The organism is Shewanella sp. MSW, assembly GCF_007636515.1.
In the GTDB taxonomy this organism is placed as follows: Bacteria; Pseudomonadota; Gammaproteobacteria; order Enterobacterales; family Shewanellaceae; genus Shewanella; species Shewanella indica.
This window is the reverse complement of record NZ_LVDR01000002.1, coordinates 296,446-315,539: the sequence shown is the minus strand read 5'-3', so window position 1 is coordinate 315,539 and position 19,094 is coordinate 296,446. Positions and strand designations below refer to the sequence as shown.

Annotated in this window: 12 protein-coding genes; 5 read left to right on the top strand and 7 right to left on the bottom strand. The window is 47.3% G+C overall.

The window, feature by feature from the left end; all coding sequences use genetic code 11:
- Nucleotides 1-23: 23 nt before the first annotated feature.
- Nucleotides 24-890, bottom strand: a complete 867-nt coding sequence (locus AYI96_RS02940; RefSeq protein WP_222116196.1) for a LysR family transcriptional regulator — start codon at nt 888-890, stop codon at nt 24-26.
- 132 nt (nt 891-1,022) lie between these two features.
- On the opposite strand from AYI96_RS02940, the gene AYI96_RS02935 reads away from it, so the two are divergent.
- Nucleotides 1,023-1,421 (top strand): cupin domain-containing protein, encoded by a 399-nt coding sequence (locus AYI96_RS02935; RefSeq protein WP_071237074.1) that lies wholly within the window; start codon nt 1,023-1,025, stop codon nt 1,419-1,421.
- 129 nt (nt 1,422-1,550) lie between these two features.
- Here AYI96_RS02935 and AYI96_RS02930 read toward each other — a convergent pair whose 3' ends face one another.
- The 4 genes from AYI96_RS02930 to AYI96_RS02915 all read right to left on the bottom strand — a co-directional run bounded on the left by AYI96_RS02930 (nt 1,551) and on the right by AYI96_RS02915 (nt 7,303).
- Nucleotides 1,551-2,006, bottom strand: coding sequence for a hypothetical protein (locus AYI96_RS02930; protein WP_144360971.1), 456 nt, complete (start codon nt 2,004-2,006; stop codon nt 1,551-1,553).
- Nucleotides 2,007-2,231: 225 nt separating this feature from the next.
- Complete coding sequence (locus tag AYI96_RS02925) at nt 2,232-3,506, bottom strand: serine hydrolase domain-containing protein (protein WP_144360970.1); 1,275 nt, start codon at nt 3,504-3,506, stop codon at nt 2,232-2,234.
- 587 nt (nt 3,507-4,093) lie between these two features.
- Nucleotides 4,094-5,767: a hypothetical protein gene (locus AYI96_RS20375; protein ID WP_222116195.1), complete on the bottom strand. Its 1,674-nt coding sequence runs from the start codon at nt 5,765-5,767 to the stop codon at nt 4,094-4,096.
- A 426-nt stretch (nt 5,768-6,193) separates the two neighbouring features.
- Nucleotides 6,194-7,303, bottom strand: a complete 1,110-nt coding sequence (locus AYI96_RS02915) for a hypothetical protein (protein ID WP_144360969.1) — start codon at nt 7,301-7,303, stop codon at nt 6,194-6,196.
- Nucleotides 7,304-7,992: 689 nt separating this feature from the next.
- On the opposite strand from AYI96_RS02915, the gene AYI96_RS02905 reads away from it, so the two are divergent.
- The 4 genes from AYI96_RS02905 (at nt 7,993) to AYI96_RS02890 (ending at nt 15,110) form a co-directional block, all read left to right on the top strand.
- Entirely contained in the window at nt 7,993-9,660 is a 1,668-nt protein-coding gene (locus tag AYI96_RS02905; RefSeq protein WP_144360968.1) for a type I restriction-modification system subunit M, read from the top strand.
- A 2-nt stretch (nt 9,661-9,662) separates the two neighbouring features.
- Complete coding sequence (locus AYI96_RS02900; RefSeq protein WP_144360967.1) at nt 9,663-10,904, top strand: restriction endonuclease subunit S; 1,242 nt, start codon at nt 9,663-9,665, stop codon at nt 10,902-10,904.
- A gap of 101 nt (nt 10,905-11,005) precedes the next feature.
- The gene (locus AYI96_RS02895) at nt 11,006-14,377 is read left to right on the top strand and encodes a type I restriction endonuclease subunit R (RefSeq protein ID WP_144360966.1); all 3,372 of its coding nucleotides are present in this window, start codon (nt 11,006-11,008) and stop codon (nt 14,375-14,377) included.
- 31 nt (nt 14,378-14,408) lie between these two features.
- On the top strand, nt 14,409-15,110 hold the full coding sequence (locus AYI96_RS02890) for a M48 family metallopeptidase (RefSeq protein ID WP_144360965.1): 702 nt from the start codon (nt 14,409-14,411) through the stop codon (nt 15,108-15,110).
- 589 nt (nt 15,111-15,699) lie between these two features.
- Here the strand turns inward: AYI96_RS02890 and gcvP are convergent.
- Nucleotides 15,700-18,588 carry an aminomethyl-transferring glycine dehydrogenase gene (gene gcvP / locus AYI96_RS02885; protein ID WP_144360964.1) on the bottom strand — a complete coding sequence of 963 codons (2,889 nt, stop codon included), beginning with the start codon at nt 18,586-18,588 and terminating at the stop codon, nt 15,700-15,702.
- Nucleotides 18,589-18,702: 114 nt separating this feature from the next.
- Entirely contained in the window at nt 18,703-19,092 is a 390-nt protein-coding gene (gene gcvH, locus AYI96_RS02880; protein WP_025009008.1) for a glycine cleavage system protein GcvH, read from the bottom strand.
- Nucleotides 19,093-19,094: the final 2 nt, after the last annotated feature.

Sequence of the window (19,094 nt, the reverse complement as noted above, 5' to 3'; positions counted from 1 at the left end):
AAGTCAATACAGTAACGGTTCAATTAAGCGCCTGAATACTTGAGCGCATCAATCAGTAATCTAAAGGCGGACGAGTGCTGACGCCCACTCGGAAAATAGAGGTGATAACCGGCAAACCGCGGGCACCAATCTTCCAACACCGGGAGCAGTTCACCGGCAGCTATCGCCGGCGCCAACGCATCCTCAGGTTGAAAACAGAGCCCGGCACCGGCTATTGCCGCCTTGGTCACCAAATCCGGTTCATTGCAGATAAGCTGGCCGCTTACCCGCACATTCAGCTCGCGGCCCTCTTTGGCAAACTCCCACACATACAAGCCGCCCGAAGTGGGAAGACGTAGATTAATGCAGTTATGCCCAGTCAAGTCCTGGGGGATATCCGGCTTTGCATGGCGGGAAAAGTAATCCGGCGAACCCGCCACCAGCATACGCAGATCCGGGCTGATACTCACGGCAACCATGTCTTTGGCCACCTGCTCGCCCAATCGTACCCCGGCATCAAAACCTTGAGCGGCCAAATCAAGCAGTTGTTGATCCACAGAAACCTCGATTTGTAGCTGTGGATGCTGCGCCAGTAAGCGATTAACCACCGGCAGCAATATCGACTCAGCGGCAAACTTGGTGGCGGTAAGCCGAATGTGGCCACTGATTTCCTGCCTGAAACTGTTGAGTCGCTCCAACTGCTCGGCTATCTGACCAAAGGCAGGCCTTAGGGTCTGCAGCAACTGCTGCCCAGCCTCAGTGGCAGCCACGCTGCGGGTGGTTCGATTCAACAGTTGTACATTGAGGCGCTGCTCCAGGCGCCTTATGTTATGGCTGACAGAGGATTGTGATGTCCCCAACCTGGCCGCGGCGCGAGTAAAGCTGCCCTCTTCAACTACCGCCTGAAACACCTATAAATCCCCCAGCTCTTCCCGTCTCATATATGAATCTCAAATATAAAGCCAATACTGATATATCGTTTAAATTACATAATCTGCGCGGCTAAGATCGAATGCAAGTCCTCATCTACACAGGAACAGATCATGAAAATCATCAAAAATGCCGCCAGCCAATCCCTTCAGGGCCCGGAAGCCACCTTCTCCGGTCGGGTAAGAATCGATAATCACTTTGAACCCGGCAGCCCATCGCGTATCGGTGCCGCACTGGTCACCTTCGAGCCCGGTGCCCGCACCGCCTGGCATGCCCACGGCGCCGGGCAACTCTTGTATGTCACGGAGGGAAGGGGTTGGATCCAAAAAGCCGGTGAGCCGAAACAAATGATTGAAGCCGGTGATACCGTATGGGTTGCAGCCAACGAAAAGCACTGGCACGGGGCCAGCCAAGACAGGGCCATGAGCCATGTGGCCGTAGCCGAAGCATCGGAGACAGCACCGGCTGCCATCTGGATGGAAAAAGTCACTGATGATGAATATCAGGCTTGATGCCGATCAGCCCGGAGCGGTTTTCGACCCGGTTGAAGCGATATCCGGATAATGGCGCTCACCTGAATAATACCCTTCACACGGGTAATAGGCTTGATATAGGGTGCAGCCAAGGCAGGTGCCGGCGCTTCAGTTGAGGCGCTCGGCATTGTCCAGCATTTTCACCGGCAATTGGTTATCCAGCAAAAAATAGTAGAGTTGCAAATCGGCTATCAATGACGGCTCGGATAGCTCAAAGTCCTGATAGGTGTGATCCTTGAAACGAAACCTCAGTTGGTGTTCAAAGCGCTTGCTCTGGCAGTAAAGTACCTGTTCTATCTGGGCTATCTCTATGATGACCCCAAGCAAGACTAACTTGCCTTCAACCAGTTTGACCTCCAACGCGCCTTTGCTTCTGGCTGTTAAATAGTCCATCAGCAGCGACAACAGGACGCACACGGCGATATAGGCCAACTGATGCTCAAAAGGCTCATTGGCGAGATACACCAGATAGTAGGCGAACATAGCGCCCACCAAACTACGAACAACAAAGCTTTGCAACAGCCTGAAGTCCGGCCGCTTGTTTTCCCTGACAAGTTCTTTCATGGATTCCCTTCTAAACGTTTCCAACCAACAGCCGAGCGGCAATGATAGAGATATTTTGTATTAAGAACAAATCATTACCAAAATGCGCAGCACCGCTACCCAAGGGGAGCACAGAAAACTGCAAGGCATAAAACCATGCCAGGCGATGGCTTTATGGCGCAAATTGGAAGAGGCCAATCAGGAGGTTTGCCGGGGAGACTCTCCTTCCCCGGCGCGGGTTTAACGCTAACTGGATTGAATATAGAGCATGTTAATTAGGGCCGCCGCTATGGTGGTAGCCGGATCTTTGCCATCCACAGCCGGTGCCAGGTTAGTCCAAACCACCAGAGTCACCTTGTTAACAGGATCATGCCCCATAAAAGAGTTATAGCCGGGCAGCTCACCTGTATGCCCATAGAGGTTGCCAAACTTGGCGATCCCCAAGCCGTAATAGGCAGTGTTGGGATTCTCGGGATCTATCGGCCTGACACTATCCAGACGCCTTCGCTGCCAATCGGCATTCAGCAGTTCTCCGGCAACCAAAGCCTCTACCCAGGTTGCCAACTCATTGGCAGTGGAGATCCCGGCGCCGGCCGCCCAGCCCCAGGAAGGATTGGCCTCGGTTTGATCTATGGGTGCCAGAATGCCCGCTCGGGCTTCTTGTTGCATCTTTTCCGGCAGCATATAGGGTGGATCCATAGTCAACACATTGGTGCCATACATATAGCCCCGTGCCAAGGGCGTGGGAAGAGTATTCGAATGGATATCGGGAAACAGAGTCCGCTCAAGCCCCAAGGGAGCAAACAACCTCTGCTGCATCACAGCCGCCAGCGGCTTGGCATCGATTTGCTCGGCAATCAGTCCCAGCAAGACGGTATTGGTATTGGAGTATTCAAATGCGCTGCCGGGGGCAAAACCTGGCCTATGGGCAAAACTCATTGCCAGTAGCTCATTCTGAGTCCACACCTTGGTTGGCTGCTCATCAAGCGTCTGATTCAACTCGAGCGTTGTGGTGTAATTGAACAGGCCGCTGCGCATCGTAAGCAAATGCTCTATAGTGATCGACTCACCGTTTGGCACATTGTTGAGAAACATAGAGACAGTGTCATTCAGTTGCAATCGCCCTTGTTGCACCATCTGCAAAATCACGGTACCGACCCATGTCTTGGTATTGGAGCCCACCCTGACATGCTGATCAAAGTCGGTCGCTTCACTGCCGCCATAACGGGTTACCCCATAGGCGGTTTTAAAATCGCCCCTGGGCGTTCGCAGAATGACCACAGCGCCAGGCACCAGCATCTCCTTGGCCAGTTGTTCCACCGTCTGCTGCATCTTGGCCGTGTCGACAGGATTGAGCACCACCTCTTGCGAATCCGAATTGCAGGCGCTAAGCACACTCACAGAGACCAAGATAGATGCGTAGATAGGCAGATAAGCCCAACCCCCCTTGGCACTAACGGCCGCCTTATCGCCAAAGTAACTCGCTCCCAAGCCCACCCTACTCAACACTCGATTGAACATAAACAGCCTCTCCCTATCTGTTACCGCATACCGGCGAGCCAGACTATCCCGCCTTCCATTGCATCACACAAAGCTAGTCAGCTTTGGCATTGGATTCAAGTTGTTGTGAGAGAAATGGCAAATATTTCCAGAAGGAGGCCTAGCTGGCTAAATCCTTGGAATGGGGAAAATAAAGCATAAAAACTTTTGAAAAACAGGCAAATAGAAATACCACATAGGCAACTATCATTTTTATAGCCCTACCCTGCCTGAAATTTTAAATTTTGTATTCATTTATCACCTGAACGAGCCCAAATCGACTTAGATGCCAATGACTCATCATTAAAAGCATCTAGCATTGAGTACCCTGGCAGCTAGAGTCTTGACTCATTCAGTAATGGATGCGTCATTTTATTGTTGGCAGTGACGCCACCTTTAACTCGACGCTATACATAGGCATGTCTATTTATACTGTGCTACCAGTTAAGAGGCGAATAATCCACCGCCTAACTGGTAACCACTTTTTCGCATTAGGATAAAACTGAAATGCACTGCTTCATACTTTAATATAGGCTTGACTCACACCTATTGAGAACAGCTGAAACCGGTCAAAGAGCATCACACAACATTTCCCTAACCCCCTTACCACTCTTGAAGGCACAATCAATGGCTAATTGTCTATCGGCACTGAGGTTACCCATCTCCTGGTCAATTAACTCTGCACCTTGTTCCAGGGTATTGGCGTCCATCACAGTTTGAAAAAGCTGCAAATACCAGTTTTGGTTCGGCCGTAACGCTATTCCTTGTCTTTCAAAGTACTGGCATGTTCGAATGATCACAGAACATTGCATCATCACATAGGTGGATTTCACTTCTGTACGGTGCCATAACCGCTCTACGCTCATTAACGCAAATAAGCCAGACAATGTTTGAGCGAGTAAGTATTGCCCCACCAATTCAGCTGTATCTTGATGCCGATATTTTAAGTGGGAGTCAACAATGAAAAAGGTACTAAAACAACATTCCGCCATCGAAGTAACCAACTGTTTGTTTTCGGGGTATCCCTTGTCCCTCAAGCCGGAAACAACATCATCCAATACCACTTCGTATATGTTGGATAACAAAGTATCCAAAGCAGCAGGTAATTCAAGCTGCTCGTCAGTATCCGATACGGAGTCAGACTTACGCAATGCGACCACTAGCTCTTCGAGCATATTCGTCAATATCAAAACTTCGTTTTCAGAAAACTGATCCAAGTACTGGAAGTCATAATCATTGATAAACAGAGTTTTTTTATCACAGCGAATACTACGAATTTCACTTAAGGAAAAGCTCTCTACTTTTCTTAGCGTACCTTTAGCCCAAATGGCGTGAGGAGTCACAACCAGAAAATCTTTGGTTGTTTGCATAAAGGTGTTATCCACAATCATCAGGATATCGTAAGGTTCGATTTTACCCTCTGATATCTCAATGACTTTTCTGACTTTGTGGACTTTGATAGCCGGCGCGATTTGGATTTGCTGGGATAGACGATGCCTCTTGGCCACAGCGTTAACTATATCCAAGTATTCCCGCTGATAGCTACCTTCAAAAGCAGGCTTGGAACTGGATTCCTGCTGCGGCTTTTCAGGCGTAAGGCTTGCCGGTGCAGCGCTTTCAGCAGTGACGCTCGCCGGCGCTGTATTAGTGATAGAAGCGCCACCATTTGCATCTGCTGCCGGAGTAACACTCTCGGTTGTAACGCCTTCAGGGGGAAGATTTTCAGCAGTAACGCTCGCCGAAGCTGTATTGCAGACAGAAGCTTCACCATTTGCATCTGCTACCGGAGTAACCTTGGCTTGTGCCACATTCGAAACTTCAGCAGTTTCTGTCGTCCCTGTATTGCCTTGTATCTTTTGGGTCAGTCTTTCCAATAGTGTCAATAAAACCGCGGGCTTCATCCCGGAACCCGCCATACCAAAAGCACAGCCTTGCCCCAACAACAGCTCGGAACCATCAACGGCATGCTCTTGACTGGTGTTTATCAACTCTTCCCACGACATTTGGTTTTTTGCAGAAGTTGTAGTCCAGTCATTTTTCCAAAACAATCCTTCAGATGTAAATGCCAGACCATTTTTTGCAGAACCAAAAACCGTAGAATCGACTATGGCATAAATATTGACTGACGCAGGCATGCCATAACATGCACTGGCATTTTTAGCTTTCTTACTGGGTATGTTGGGAGCAACAAAAAGCCCATCAGAGTGGAAGTTCTGCAAAATCTCCAGCACATCTGTTTCCATTTATCTTGTTCCTTGTATAAAACCTTGCTCAATACTTAGCTATGTAAAGCATTGATATCATTTGAGTAAGGTTCAGGATAAATGTTACAAGCAGCCTTCTGCAATGCTTTCTTAGCGGAAATTTGAACTCTAACGACATCATCAATCCTGCCCCTGCGTTCTACAGATTCTACCGGGTGCCTGCAATGACAAGCGCGGCCATATTGAACTGCTTAAACACTCCATCAATGGCGAGCTTAACCAAGGGCCTTAGTCGGTTGTTCAAAGGGTCGGATGGTACGCTGGGAGCGGTTATGGAGAAAACGAGAGTTTCCGTAAAAATCATCTATTTCAATGGACAAGAAGCAGCCCAAGCTTTTAAAGCAATGTGATAGGGATAGCTGGCTCTTATGAGCAATAAAAGCCAGCCTAAATAAAAAATCAGATTTAACATTCATTAACTGGAACTCTAAATACGTATTTTAGAGCACCTACCTGATAGAAATAAACCGTACAAGTTTGGTACCCGCCGTCACTAGATTCGCCGGTATTTTCACCAACATTGCTGAAGTTGGAGGGACCACCTGATGAGTTTTTAAAATCACCGCTTTCACCTAGTGTTTTTAACTTGCTAAGAATGCAGGGTTCAGTAAAAACGAGAGGGCCATTTTTCCCCTTCAACTGTGCTAAAGTATAACCTCCAGCGACGACTGAAAGATCATTCAATGTTAAATCAATTATTGGTGTAGCTGCGATGTTGTCATTTTTAATAACACTTAAGTCAAATAGAAGATAATCTGTCATAAACCCACCGCCCTCAGACTGCCTAAAACCGAACTGAAGTGATAAGGATGGATCTTTATTTGTATAGTTAAGACCTACTGTTCCCAGCCGATTACTTAGAGTTACTTGTACATCATTTATATCGATTGACGAACCATTCTTACTCAATACAGCATGAATATCCTCCAAAAGACGAGTACCGCTAACTATATCTGACTTCAATTTATTTTCTATATCTGTTAATTTATTTGGGTCAACTATAACAGTGAGTGCTGTGTCTATGGAGCACTCGCTTGAAACACCAGAACTGCTACCCTGCTTACTATCATATAATCCAACTTGATTAATTCCAGCTGAGATAATACCAATCTCGTCTCGACGGATTTTATTTTGTTCTAAAACTGATTTTTTTAAGGCTCCATAGGCTAGCCCGGCATCTGACAAAAGAGCCTTTTGTTCTGATGTTATAGAAAAAGACCAAGTCGTCGCTTTATAAGCTGTCCCATCAGAGCCGTGCCCTACACTGAAACTATAAACAACACCGGAATTGGGGTTGACCAGGGCTATGTTATTTCTCGTTGAGCCACAAATCATATTATCTGGTGTCATGGGTTGAGTTCTGTCTTCCGGGTAACAATTTAGACGTGGCGTAAAATTTTTAACAGCAAACTGTCGTGCACTAGCATCATTTGTACAACTTGAGCACAAATAGTTCTGAGTAGCCATTGATGAAAATGGTAGAATCCCCACCAGTAAGAGAAATATTTTTTTCACTTTACACCTCCTTGTTAGCACCACCATTACCAGCTCATAACCCACCAGTCAACCACCACAACAATTGTTCTTCAATCACCTTTTTAATGCTGGGTAATGTAACCTATTAGCCTGCATGGTTTATGTTGACCTGAACCCTATTCGCGCTGGAATAACCAAAATCCTGGAGGACTCAGACTATAGCAGTATTCAACGGCAGATACGGGCAGGGATACTGGATAAAAACACCTGAACTATTACCCTTTGGCGACAATGAACGGCATAACACGCCACAAGGATTGCACTTTGAAGCCAAGGATTATTTAATGACAGGTTGATGATACCGGATACATTATCCGCCACAACAACAGCAGCCATATTGAACCGCTTAAACATCCCATCAATGACGACATCATCAATCTGACCTTTCCCCTGTGTTCTACAGGTTCTACCGGGTGTCGTCTTTTTACAGCTCTAATGAAGCTGCCGGCTTTAATGACTCTGTCACCTTTGTTTTACAAAACAAAACCAGCCATGTTGTGACAACTCTTTTCGGCTTCTTCAAAAACTAGTTTTCCTATTAAATACAGCTTGTTACAGTTAGCACTCCAAAGTATCTCAATTGACTATTATTGCGTTATAATGCCCATAATTTTGTTCTTCGCTCAAACCAAGATTCTGAGCGAGCCGTGAACGTTTAAGAGATTCTTATGACAACCAATACCGCCGTAGAAAAAATCAGCCTTGAAGAGCTAAAAACATGGCTTTGGGGCAGCGCAAACATCATGCGTGGCACAGTAGATAGCTCAGACTTCAAAAACTATATCTTTGGCCTCCTGTTTTTAAAACGTCTTTCAGACGTATTTGACGAGCGTGTAGAAGCCGTGATGGAAGAGGAAGGTTGCAACGCTGAAGAAGCAATGGCACTCATTCAGGAAGATAACCCAGAGCAATTCGTTCCTGTGTATGCACGTTGGAACAAGCTGATCGAAAGAACGGAAAATATTGGTGAGTACATCGATGAAGCCTTTGCTGAAATCGAACACCAAAACCCATCACTAGAAAAAGTGCTTACCGCCATTCAGTTCGGTGATAAAGAGAAGCTCAGCAATGAGTTACTTACTCGCCTGCTCCGCCACTTTAACCAACACAAGCTGGGCAATAAAAACCTCTACAAAGCCGACCTACTTGGTGATGCATACGAGTATTTGATTGGTAAATTTGCTGATGATGCTGGCAAGAAAGGTGGCGAGTTCTACACCCCCCACGAAGTGGTAGAACTTATTGTTAAGCTGATTGACCCACAACCAGGTCATGAAATTTACGATTTGACCTGTGGATGTGGCGGCATGTTGGTTGAGTCCGCTCGTCACATCAAAGAGAACTACGAGAATGGCACCATCATGGGTAAACCTAACTGTAAACTTTACGGTCAGGAGAAGAACCTAGGAACATGGGCAATTGCCAAACTCAACATGTTCCTGCACAACCTAGATGGTGACATTAAGCGCGGCGATACTCTCGTAAACCCATTACATAAAGATGGCGAAGGCCTTCAAACGTTCGACCGTGTGATTGCCAACCCTCCATTTTCAATCAAAAACTGGTGGGAACCGTTGGAATTGAATGGCGGCAAGATAGTTGGCGATAACGGCAAAGAAAGAAATGTTAAATACAGCACTGACCTTAAAGATCCTTATGGTCGATTTGGCCTTGGCGTTGCACCGAGGACTAAAGCAGATCTAGCCTTTGTTCAGCACATGGTTGCCTCAACGAAAGATGACGGTCGCATCGGCGTTGTCGTTCCTCACGGCGTACTGTTCCGTGAAGGTGATGAGGGTAAAATTCGTAAAGGTATGCTTATCGGCAACGATGAATTTAAAGGCGACTTGATCGAAGGTGTAGTTGGTTTGCCGCCAGCACTTTTCTTCAACACTGGCATCGCGGCTGCGGTTTTAATCATTAATAAAAACAAACCTGCTGCACTGAAGAACAAGGTTATTTTCGTTGATGCATCCGCCGAGTTTGGTGAAGGTAAGGCGATGAACTTCCTTCGTGAAAGCGATATCAAGCGCATCACAACAGAGTACAACAAAGCGAAACAAACTTTGGTTGATGCTGGAGAGCAAACGGAAGATAAACTTTCTAAGTTGCTGGACTCTGTCTCGGTTGATAAATATCTACGCGTTGTCGATATTGCAGAAATAAAACAGAATGACTTTAATCTCAACATCAGTCGATATGTAGATACTTCAGAACCCGAAGAAATTGTAGATATACAAGATGTACTGAACAATCTTACAAATATTGATTCGAAACTAGCTGAGGTTGATCAATCTTTATCTAAACAATTGTCATCCATCATTAAACAGGGTTAATTATGCTTGGTAATAAGATTAATAACATTCCTGATGGATGGAAAGTTGAGCACATCGAAGACTTTGCATCGATAAAAACAGGCACTGGAGATACTCAAGACCGAGAAGATGGTGGTAAATACCCCTTTTTTGTACGCTCAAACACTATTGAAAGAGTAAACAAATATACGTTTGATGGAGAGGGAGTTTTGACATCAGGTGATGGTGTAGGAGTTGGTAAGATTTATCACTATGTGAATGGGAAATTTCACTACCATCAACGTGTCTATAACATCCATAACTTTAAACCTCACGTTTTAGGAAGGTATTTCTACCAGTTTTTTCGCTATCGCTTTTTTCAGCGTGTATCACGAATGAGTGCAAAAGGTTCTGTAGATTCGGTGCGAATGGAAATGATTGCGAAGATGAGTATTCTTATCCCTACAATCGAAGAACAACAGAAAATTGCAGATATCCTTTCGACAGTTGATAAAAAAATCGACCTTATCGAACAAAAGATAGCAGAAACCGAAAAGCTAAAAACAAGCTTAATGCAAAAGTTGTTTTCAGAAGGTGTCGGTGTTCAGGACGAGAATGGAAACTGGCAACCGCATACTGAGTTTCAAGATTCCATATATGGCAATATCCCGAAAACATGGAAACTGTCTAAGTTAAACCAAGTTACTGATTATGTTGATTATCGAGGAAAGACTCCGCCTAAAGTCGAAAGCGGTACATTTTTAGTAACTGCTAAAAATATAAAAAATGGCTTTATAGATTATGAATGTTCGAAAGAGTATATCCCATTAGAGCTATATGATGACGTTATGAGTCGTGGGAAACCTAAGCTGGGTGACGTTGTATTCACAACAGAAGCTCCGTTAGGTAATGTTGCCTTAATAGATCGCTCCGATGTAGCCATTGCTCAACGAGTTATAAAGTTTCGCCCCAAAGACGACATTTGTCTAGATAGCGGGTACCTGAAACACTTTATGCTATCTACCTATTTTCAAAAAGAGCTACTCCAAAATGCTACTGGCAGTACAGTGTTAGGAGTTAAGGGAAAGCGACTTCACGTTATGCTTGTATGCTTGCCAAGTATCAATGAACAAAAAATGATAGTAGATATTCTGAATGAAGTAGATAGAAAAAAGCATTTTCTCGAACTACAAAAAGCCGAAACCCAACAACTTAAAAAAGGCTTGATGCAGAAGCTACTTACGGGCGAATGGCGAGTTCCTGTTGAGGAAACTGAAGCAGCTTAGCGATTGCTTCATGATGCCTTCAAGCGAAGGCATCTAAAAAGCAAAAAACGTAATTTAAATGAACAATAAAAAATGAATAACAATAAATAAAGGGATAAGGTATGTCAGGTCAGGCAGAATCATCGAATCCAGAGCTAGTTGGGGTAGAACGCCCAGCGATTGAATGGTTAAAAACTCTTGGTTATCAGCACATTAAAGGTCGATATGTAGAGCAAGCTCACAAGACCGAGCCTGTTATTCTAGAGTCGGTGTTAACTGACAGACTACACACCCTTAACCCTTGGCTAGCCGAGGTTCCAAGCGGTGCAAGCAAAGCGATCAAACAGCTCAAAGACATATGGTTTGAGCATAACAGCGACTTAATGCTTGCCAACCATGCGTTCTGGAAGCATGTTCTGTTTCAATCGAACCTGCAACAAAAAGACAAAAATGGTCAACCTCGTAGCATCCGTTTTATCAACCAAATGGGTGCCGAGGGTAACTTATTCCATGTGGTGGATCAGTACGTTGGCAAAAATGCCAACGATGAGCTTTTTAAGCCAGATTTATTGTTATTCATTAATGGCTTACCGCTTGGCTTGATTGAGTGTAAAAACAGCTCAATTAAGCTAAGCAAAGGCATTGCACAAATTGATGGCTACCAAGGCACTTTTACGCAACACTTTGCCTTTAATATGGTCTGTGCTGCCATTAACCGCAGCCAAGCCAAGTATGGCGCGATCTATGCGCCAGAACAGTTCTATCTGACTTACAAATTTGATCCGAAAAAGCCTGACGAGAACATTGTTCTTACCGAATTAGAGAAACAATTAGGAAAGCCCCCTACAGAGCAAGACAAACTACTGTGGGCATTATTCGAGCCTTCCCGCTTCGTGCGTTTAGTCTGTTTCTACCCTATGTATGAAATTGAAAAAGGCGTCATGCTCAAGAAGCTGCCACGTTACCAACAGTGGCGTGCCGTAGAGAAGACGCTACTTCGTCTACAGGGTAAAGACCCACAGCTATTAGGCCAAGAACTTGGCGGCGTGGTTTGGCATACGCAAGGGAGTGGTAAATCACTGACGATGGCACTACTTGCCCGTTTAATGCGAGCCGAAATTTCTGGTTTCAATAACCCAAGTATTTTGATTCTTACCGACCGCACTGACCTTGACCGTCAGATCCATAATACCTTTACTAATGTCGGGCTTGAATCGATTAAAGCAGATTCCGTCGCTGGGCTAGAAGCCATGCTCAGCAATGACTACGGCACCATTTTCACTTCGACCGTTCAAAAGTTTCAAGAGAGCGATGGTAAGCAGATACAGGCAGCAAAAGAGTCTGAAGATGAGGATTCCATTGCAGGCTCTAAAAGTCGTGTCAGACGCGTTTTGAGAAAGGATGATTCGGAGCAAGAACAGTGCTGGATTTTAAAGGAGAACAATGTTCTTCACGGCCAAACTGATGCTAATGGCACCCCTAAAAAAGCCAAATGGGAACTCGTGAGTGAAGAGAAAGTTGATTTTCGAGTTCTGAGTACCAAGCCAAACTTCTTCGTGATGGTTGATGAAGCTCACCGAAGTCAGTATGGATTCCTTGCTGCATTTATGCGTGCTTCTTTACCTAATGCGAAGTTCATAGCTTTTACTGGCACCCCGCTTTTTAAAGACGATAAAGAAACCCTGGGTACATTCGGCGGTAAAGAATACATCGATACCTACCGCCTCGACGAGGCGGTTGCAGATGGCGCGACACTGCCTATTAAATATCTTGAAGGTATGGCGCAATGGGGAAGCGACGGAAAGCTAAAACAAGCTTTTGAGGATGAATTTGGTAATGAGCCTTTAGCCCGTAAGAAAAAGCTAAAGCAAGAGTTACTCAAAAAACGTCGTGGTGCTATCGGGCGTATTGAGGAAAATGCTCGCCATCTCGTCGAACATTTTCTATCAAGCGTGAAGCCTCGCGGCTTTAAAGCCATGCTGGTATGTGACGGGCGTGATATGGCCGTTCGCTATAAAGACGTACTGAACCAAATCATGCAGGAGCGTCAAAACAAAGGTCTGCCGACCTTTGAAAGCCGAGTGGTTATCTCTCTAGGTGGTATGACAGATAAGCGCACAGGTATTAGTGAACAAAAAGCTCATTATGCATCAGGCTCAACCTCAAAACTTGAAACCATCGAAGAGCGTATCAAGCGGGAACTCAAACAAGGCCAAACACCGATAGCCGTACCGTCTGAAAAGATCCCAAGCTTGGTGAATGATGAATTTAAGCTGCCTTATGGTGATGAATCCGCTAATACCAAAGAAGAAACCAAGTTTAACAACATTGGGTTAATCATCGTTTCTGACATGCTGTTAACTGGTTGGGATGCGCCTATTGTCAGCACTTTATATTTGGATAAACCGCTAAAAGAACATACTTTGCTTCAGGCTATCGCTCGTGTAAACCGAACTCGAAAAGGCAAGAAGGCAGGCTACATTGTCGATTATTTCGGTGTGGTTGAGTACCTAGATGAAGCACTGAAAGTTTATGGGGGTGACGTACACCCCGATCAAGTATGGACGGACATCGAAGCCGAGCTACCGCGCCTTCAATCTGCTTTGACAAAAGTGTTGGATATTCTTCCGAAAAAGCACAACCCAGTGAAACAACCTGAACCTTACAAAGAGGATGCCGATCTCTACCTAGACCCAGATACTCGCCTAGATATTGTTGAAGACTTCCTGGTTGCTCTCGCTGGATTCAATAGCCGCTTAGATATTGTGTTACCAGACGAACGCGCATCTAAATATCAGCCTTACTTCAAAGTACTGAATGAGATAAAACTCCAACTGCGCAACAAAATGCCTGAGAGTGCTGATACGGTTCGCATCACCGCATCTGAATCTGAGCTGCTTAAAAATATGCTCGACGAGCATATAGAAGCAAGTGAAGTTAAGAGCTTGCTAGACCGTGAAGTTTCAATTCTGGATGCTGCGGATATGGATCTACTCCGCAAACAAAAAAGTGCAGGGAGTGCAGCGTTGGTCATGAAGAACAAACTCAAGCACACCATTAAGACAGGTAAAGGCAAAGATCCTGCCTTCTTTGGCGACTTGGAAGAAGAGCTAGAGAAACTTATTCAAGATGAACGTGAAGGACGTATTGAACAAGCGCTATTCCTGGAACAACTAGAGCTTTTTGCTCAGCGTGTACGTGACAAGGATACAAAGCCATCTGAAATGGGTTTGGGAACAGCAACAGAGCGAGCCGTGTTCAACTACTTGGAAAAGCAGGTAGAGGAAGCAGAAGCTTTGGCATGGACTAAAGGCATCTTTAGCCACCCTGATATCGCTGAAGTCATGTTGTCACCGATATGGAAAAAGCAGACTGATATTCATAATGAGATCAAAAAAACAATCAGAACGATTTTACGTGGTCTTGGCGGCTGGGATATGACGGTAGCACGTCAGCACTCTGCTGAAATTTTCAGTATTATGCTGAACAACTGATCCTTTGCTTCATTAATGACGAAAGAAACAGATGCCAATTTTTCAATACGGTACAACTGAAATAGAGTGGGAGTTTAAGCTCGATTCAAAACTCAGTCACCACTACGTTACTGTAGAGCGAGGCAAGACTGTTCTTCTTAAAGGTCCAAGTGCCTCTGAGGATGAGCAACGTGAGCTGATTCGTTATAGAGCAAGGTGGATTAAAAAGCGCTTAGCGGAAGTAAATCAGCCTTTAAAAGAAGAAATAGTCACGGGTAGCCGAGCGCCCTACCGTGGTCGCTCTTTCTATTGTGAAGTGATCCCTGCGCCAGAGTTATCGACGGTAGAAGTGAAGTTTAACCAAAGCCGTTTTAAAATTCTTTCTCCCGAAGGCCACTTCGTCAGCCGTGAGCGATTCAAACCAGCGTTGGAGCTTTTCTACAAACAAAAAGCCTTAGAGAAAGTTGCTTCTCGCTTACGCTATTGGCAACAGGAAACGGGCATGCAAGCCACAACTTTCCACATAAAAAAGTTTGATGCACGTTGGGCTAACTGTACCGAGAACAATGTTCTGGAGTTCCACCCTCGTTGCATGGAGTTTTCCAATAAGGTGATGGATTACATAATCCTTCATGAGCTATGCCATACCGTAGAAAAAAACCATAGCAACAATTTTTGGAAACTAGTCGCCAAGTATTGTCCTGACTGGAAAGAGTTGCATGGAGAGGTAGAGCGTTCTGGGATGGGTATATAGAATAAGATTTCTGGTATTTTTGCACACAAAAGGTACTTGAGAAAAGTTGCATCAATACCGATAAACACAATCTTGGAAGAGCCTTAAACTTGACTTGTGAAGATGACGGCAGAATCGGTCAACGTTCCAGCATTTTATGCTGCCCACATACAATATATTAAAAAAGCGAACCCAGAGATTCGCCTATTATCTTAGCCTCAAGCAGCAATAATGGCGTCACTGCCGAAGAGAAGACAATGAAGCCGATCATCTTCGCCGCGCAGTTTACTTGAGTAAATGAGCAGCGAAAATGATTGGATGAAGCCCTAACTAACTGTGCTCCACTAAACCATAATTGCGTTGCTGACGAAGCACTCTTTGTGTAAGCCCAAGCCGGAGGCAAATCGATGGCGCCAGCGCGCAGTTGACTGATGTCAATGAGCACTGGCGCCAAGATTTAACGCCGCAGTAGCGAGTCCAAGCAGCAACCATGGCGTCACTGCCGAAGAGAAGACAATGAAGCCGATCATTTTCGCCGCGCAGTTTACTTGAGTAAATGAGCAGCGAAAATGATTGGATGAAGCCGTATTATCGAGGCCAAGTAGCCATGTTACTCGTAATCAGACATGGGCACACAGGCACAAAACAAATTCCTATCCCCATACACATCATCAATACGATTCACGGTCGGCCAGAACTTGTTGGCCTTAACTGTGGCATTCGGGAATACCGCCAGTTCGCGATCGTATGGACGGCTGTCGAAGGTGGGATCCATGATGTCGGCTAGCGTGTGTGGCGCATTGTGCAGCGGGTTATTGTCCGCAGGCCATTCACCGGCTTCGACCCGGGCGATTTCACCGCGGATGGCCACCATGGCTTCGATAAATCTGTCCAGCTCGGCCTTGGACTCAGACTCGGTCGGCTCGATCATCAAGGTTCCGGCAACCGGGAAGCTCATGGTCGGAGCGTGGAAGCCGTAGTCGTTGAGACGCTTGGCCACATCCATTTCGGTGACGCCGGAGGCTTCCTTCAGCGGGCGCAGATCGATAATGCACTCGTGAGCTACACGGTCATTACGGCCGCGGTACAGCACTGGATAGTGCTCTGACAGCTTCTTCATCACATAGTTGGCGTTGAGCATGGCGTTCTGGGTTGATTCACGCAGACCCTTGGCGCCCAGCAGCTTGATGTACATCCAGCTGATTGGCAGTATGCTGGCGCTGCCGTAAGGCGCGGCAGAAACGGCGCCGTTGTTGTCGCTTTCGCGGCCCGGCTTAACCAGAGTATGACCGGCAACGAAAGGAGCCAAATGCGCTTTTACGCCGATAGGGCCCATGCCTGGACCACCGCCGCCATGAGGGATGGCGAAGGTCTTGTGCAGGTTGAGGTGGGAAACGTCCGCGCCGATAAAGCCGGGAGTGGTCACACCCACCTGGGCATTCATGTTGGCACCGTCCAGATACACCTGGCCGCCGTGTTGATGGATCACCTCACAGATCTCCGAGACGGTTTCTTCATACACGCCGTGGGTGGAAGGATAAGTGATCATGATGCAGGACAGGTTGCCCGCCACTTCGGCCGCCTTGGCGCGCAGATCTTCCATATCCACGTTACCGCGCTTGTCACAGGCCACAACCACTATCTTCATACCGGCCATCTGCGCCGAAGCCGGGTTGGTACCGTGAGCCGACTGAGGGATCAGACAGACATTGCGGTGCCCCTCGCCGCGGGATTCATGGTACTTCTTGATAGCCAATAGACCGGCGTATTCGCCGGATGCACCCGAGTTGGGCTGCAGGCACATGGCGTCATAGCCGGTGATTTCCACCAGATAGTCAGACAGCTCATTGAGCAGCTTTTCATAGCCCTTGGCTTGATCCAGCGGGCAGAAAGGATGCAGGTTGGCAAATTCCGGCCAGCTGATTGGCAGCATCTCGGCGGTAGCGTTCAGCTTCATGGTGCATGAACCCAGAGAGATCATCGAGTGGTTCAGCGCCAGGTCTTTGTTTTCAAGACGCTTGATGTAGCGCAGCATCTCGGTTTCGCTGTGGAAGCTGTTGAAGGTTGGATGCGTCAGGATAGCCTCATCACGCAGCAGCGCCGCAGGGATGGACTCACTGCCCTTGGCAAGGATTTCAGCGTCCAGTGCCGCCACATCCAGGCCATGACCGGCGCCAAGAATGATATCGAACAGGGCAGCCAGATCGTCAGCAGTCGTGGTTTCATCCAGACTGACACCCAGAGTGCCTTCGGCATCAATACGCAGGTTGCTCTCGGCGGCAATGGCGCGGGCCAGCACTGCGTCTTTGTCGGCCACTTTGAAGGTCAGAGTGTCGAACCAGCTAGCGTTGACCAGCTCAACGCCCTTGGCCTTGAGGCCGGCGGCGAGAATGTCGGTCAGACGGTGAATACGCTCGGCTATGGTCTTCAGCCCTTGTGGGCCATGGTATACGGCGTAGAAAGAGGCCATGTTGGCCAGCAGGATCTGCGCGGTACAGATATTGGAGTTGGCCTTTTCGCGGCGGATATGCTGCTCACGGGTTTGCATCGCCATCCGCAGCGCTGTGTTGCCGCGGCTGTCTTTGGAAACGCCTATGATACGGCCAGGCATGGAACGCTTGTGCTCATCTCGGGTCACGAAGAAGGCGGCGTGCGGGCCACCATATCCCATAGGCACGCCGAAGCGCTGCGCGCTGCCAAAGACCACATCGGCGCCCAGACTACCGGGAGACTTGAGCAATACCAGCGACATGATATCGGCGGCAACAGCCACAACCGCTTTCTGCTCGCGCAGCTTGGCGAAGAGTTCACGCTGATCGTTCAGCTCGCCTGTCTTGCCGCTGTACTGAAACAGGGCACCAAAGAGTTCATGATTGAGCGCTTCCTCGGCGGGGCCTACGACGACTTCAAAACCAAAGCATTCGGCGCGGGTCTTGACCACATCCAGCGTCTGCGGGAATACGTCATCGGCAACGAAGAAGATATTGGCTTTCTTGGCCTTGGACACCCGCTTGGCCAGCGCCATGGCTTCGGCGGCGGCAGTGGCTTCGTCCAGCAGAGAAGCGGAGGCCAGATCCAGGCCGGAGAGGTCCATAGACATCTGCTGGAAATTCAGTACCGCTTCCAGACGGCCCTGGGCAATTTCCGGCTGGTATGGGGTATAAGCCGTGTACCAACCCGGGTTTTCCAGCACATTGCGCAAAATGACGTTAGGCACTTCAGTGCCGTAGTAGCCCATGCCTATGTAGCTCTTGAATACCTTGTTCTGCTTGGCCAGGCCCTTGATATAGGCCAGACCTTCAGCTTCGCCACAGGCTTCGCCCACGGCCAGATCCCGGTTCAGACGAATCGACTCCGGTACTATCTGCGCCGTCAGATCTTCCAGTGACTCGGCGCCAACATAATTCAGCATCTCTTGCTGCTGCAGGGCGTCGGAGCCGATATGACGACGGATAAAGAGTTCGTGCTGCTCTAACTGAGTGAGGGTTTGCTTGGTCATGATTAACCTTGTTCCATGTTCGCCGGTATCCTGCCGTAGGGAGGCGGTGTACCAGTCTCTTTATTTAGTGGTAAAACAAACGAAGCCCCGGAGGGCTTCGTTTTTCAGCGACGCTTATTCTTCGTCGATGACAGCCTGATATCCTTCGGCATCCAGCAGGTTGTCCAGCTCAGACAGGTCAGAAGGCATGATACGGAAGAACCAGCCGTCACCGAATGCATCACTGTTGACCAGCTCAGGGCTGTCTTCCAGCGCTTCGTTGATGGCAATCACTTCACCGGACAGAGGGGCATAGATATCTGAAGCGGCCTTAACAGACTCGGCCACAGCGCAATCCTCTGAGGCGCTGACAGTGTCGCCTACTTCCGGCAATTCAACGAAAACCATATCACCCAGCAGCTCCTGTGCATGTTCAGTGATACCGACTGTGTAGCTACCGTCTTCTTCCTTACGGATCCATTCGTGAGAAGAAGCGTACTTCAGTTCGCTTGGAATATTGCTCATTA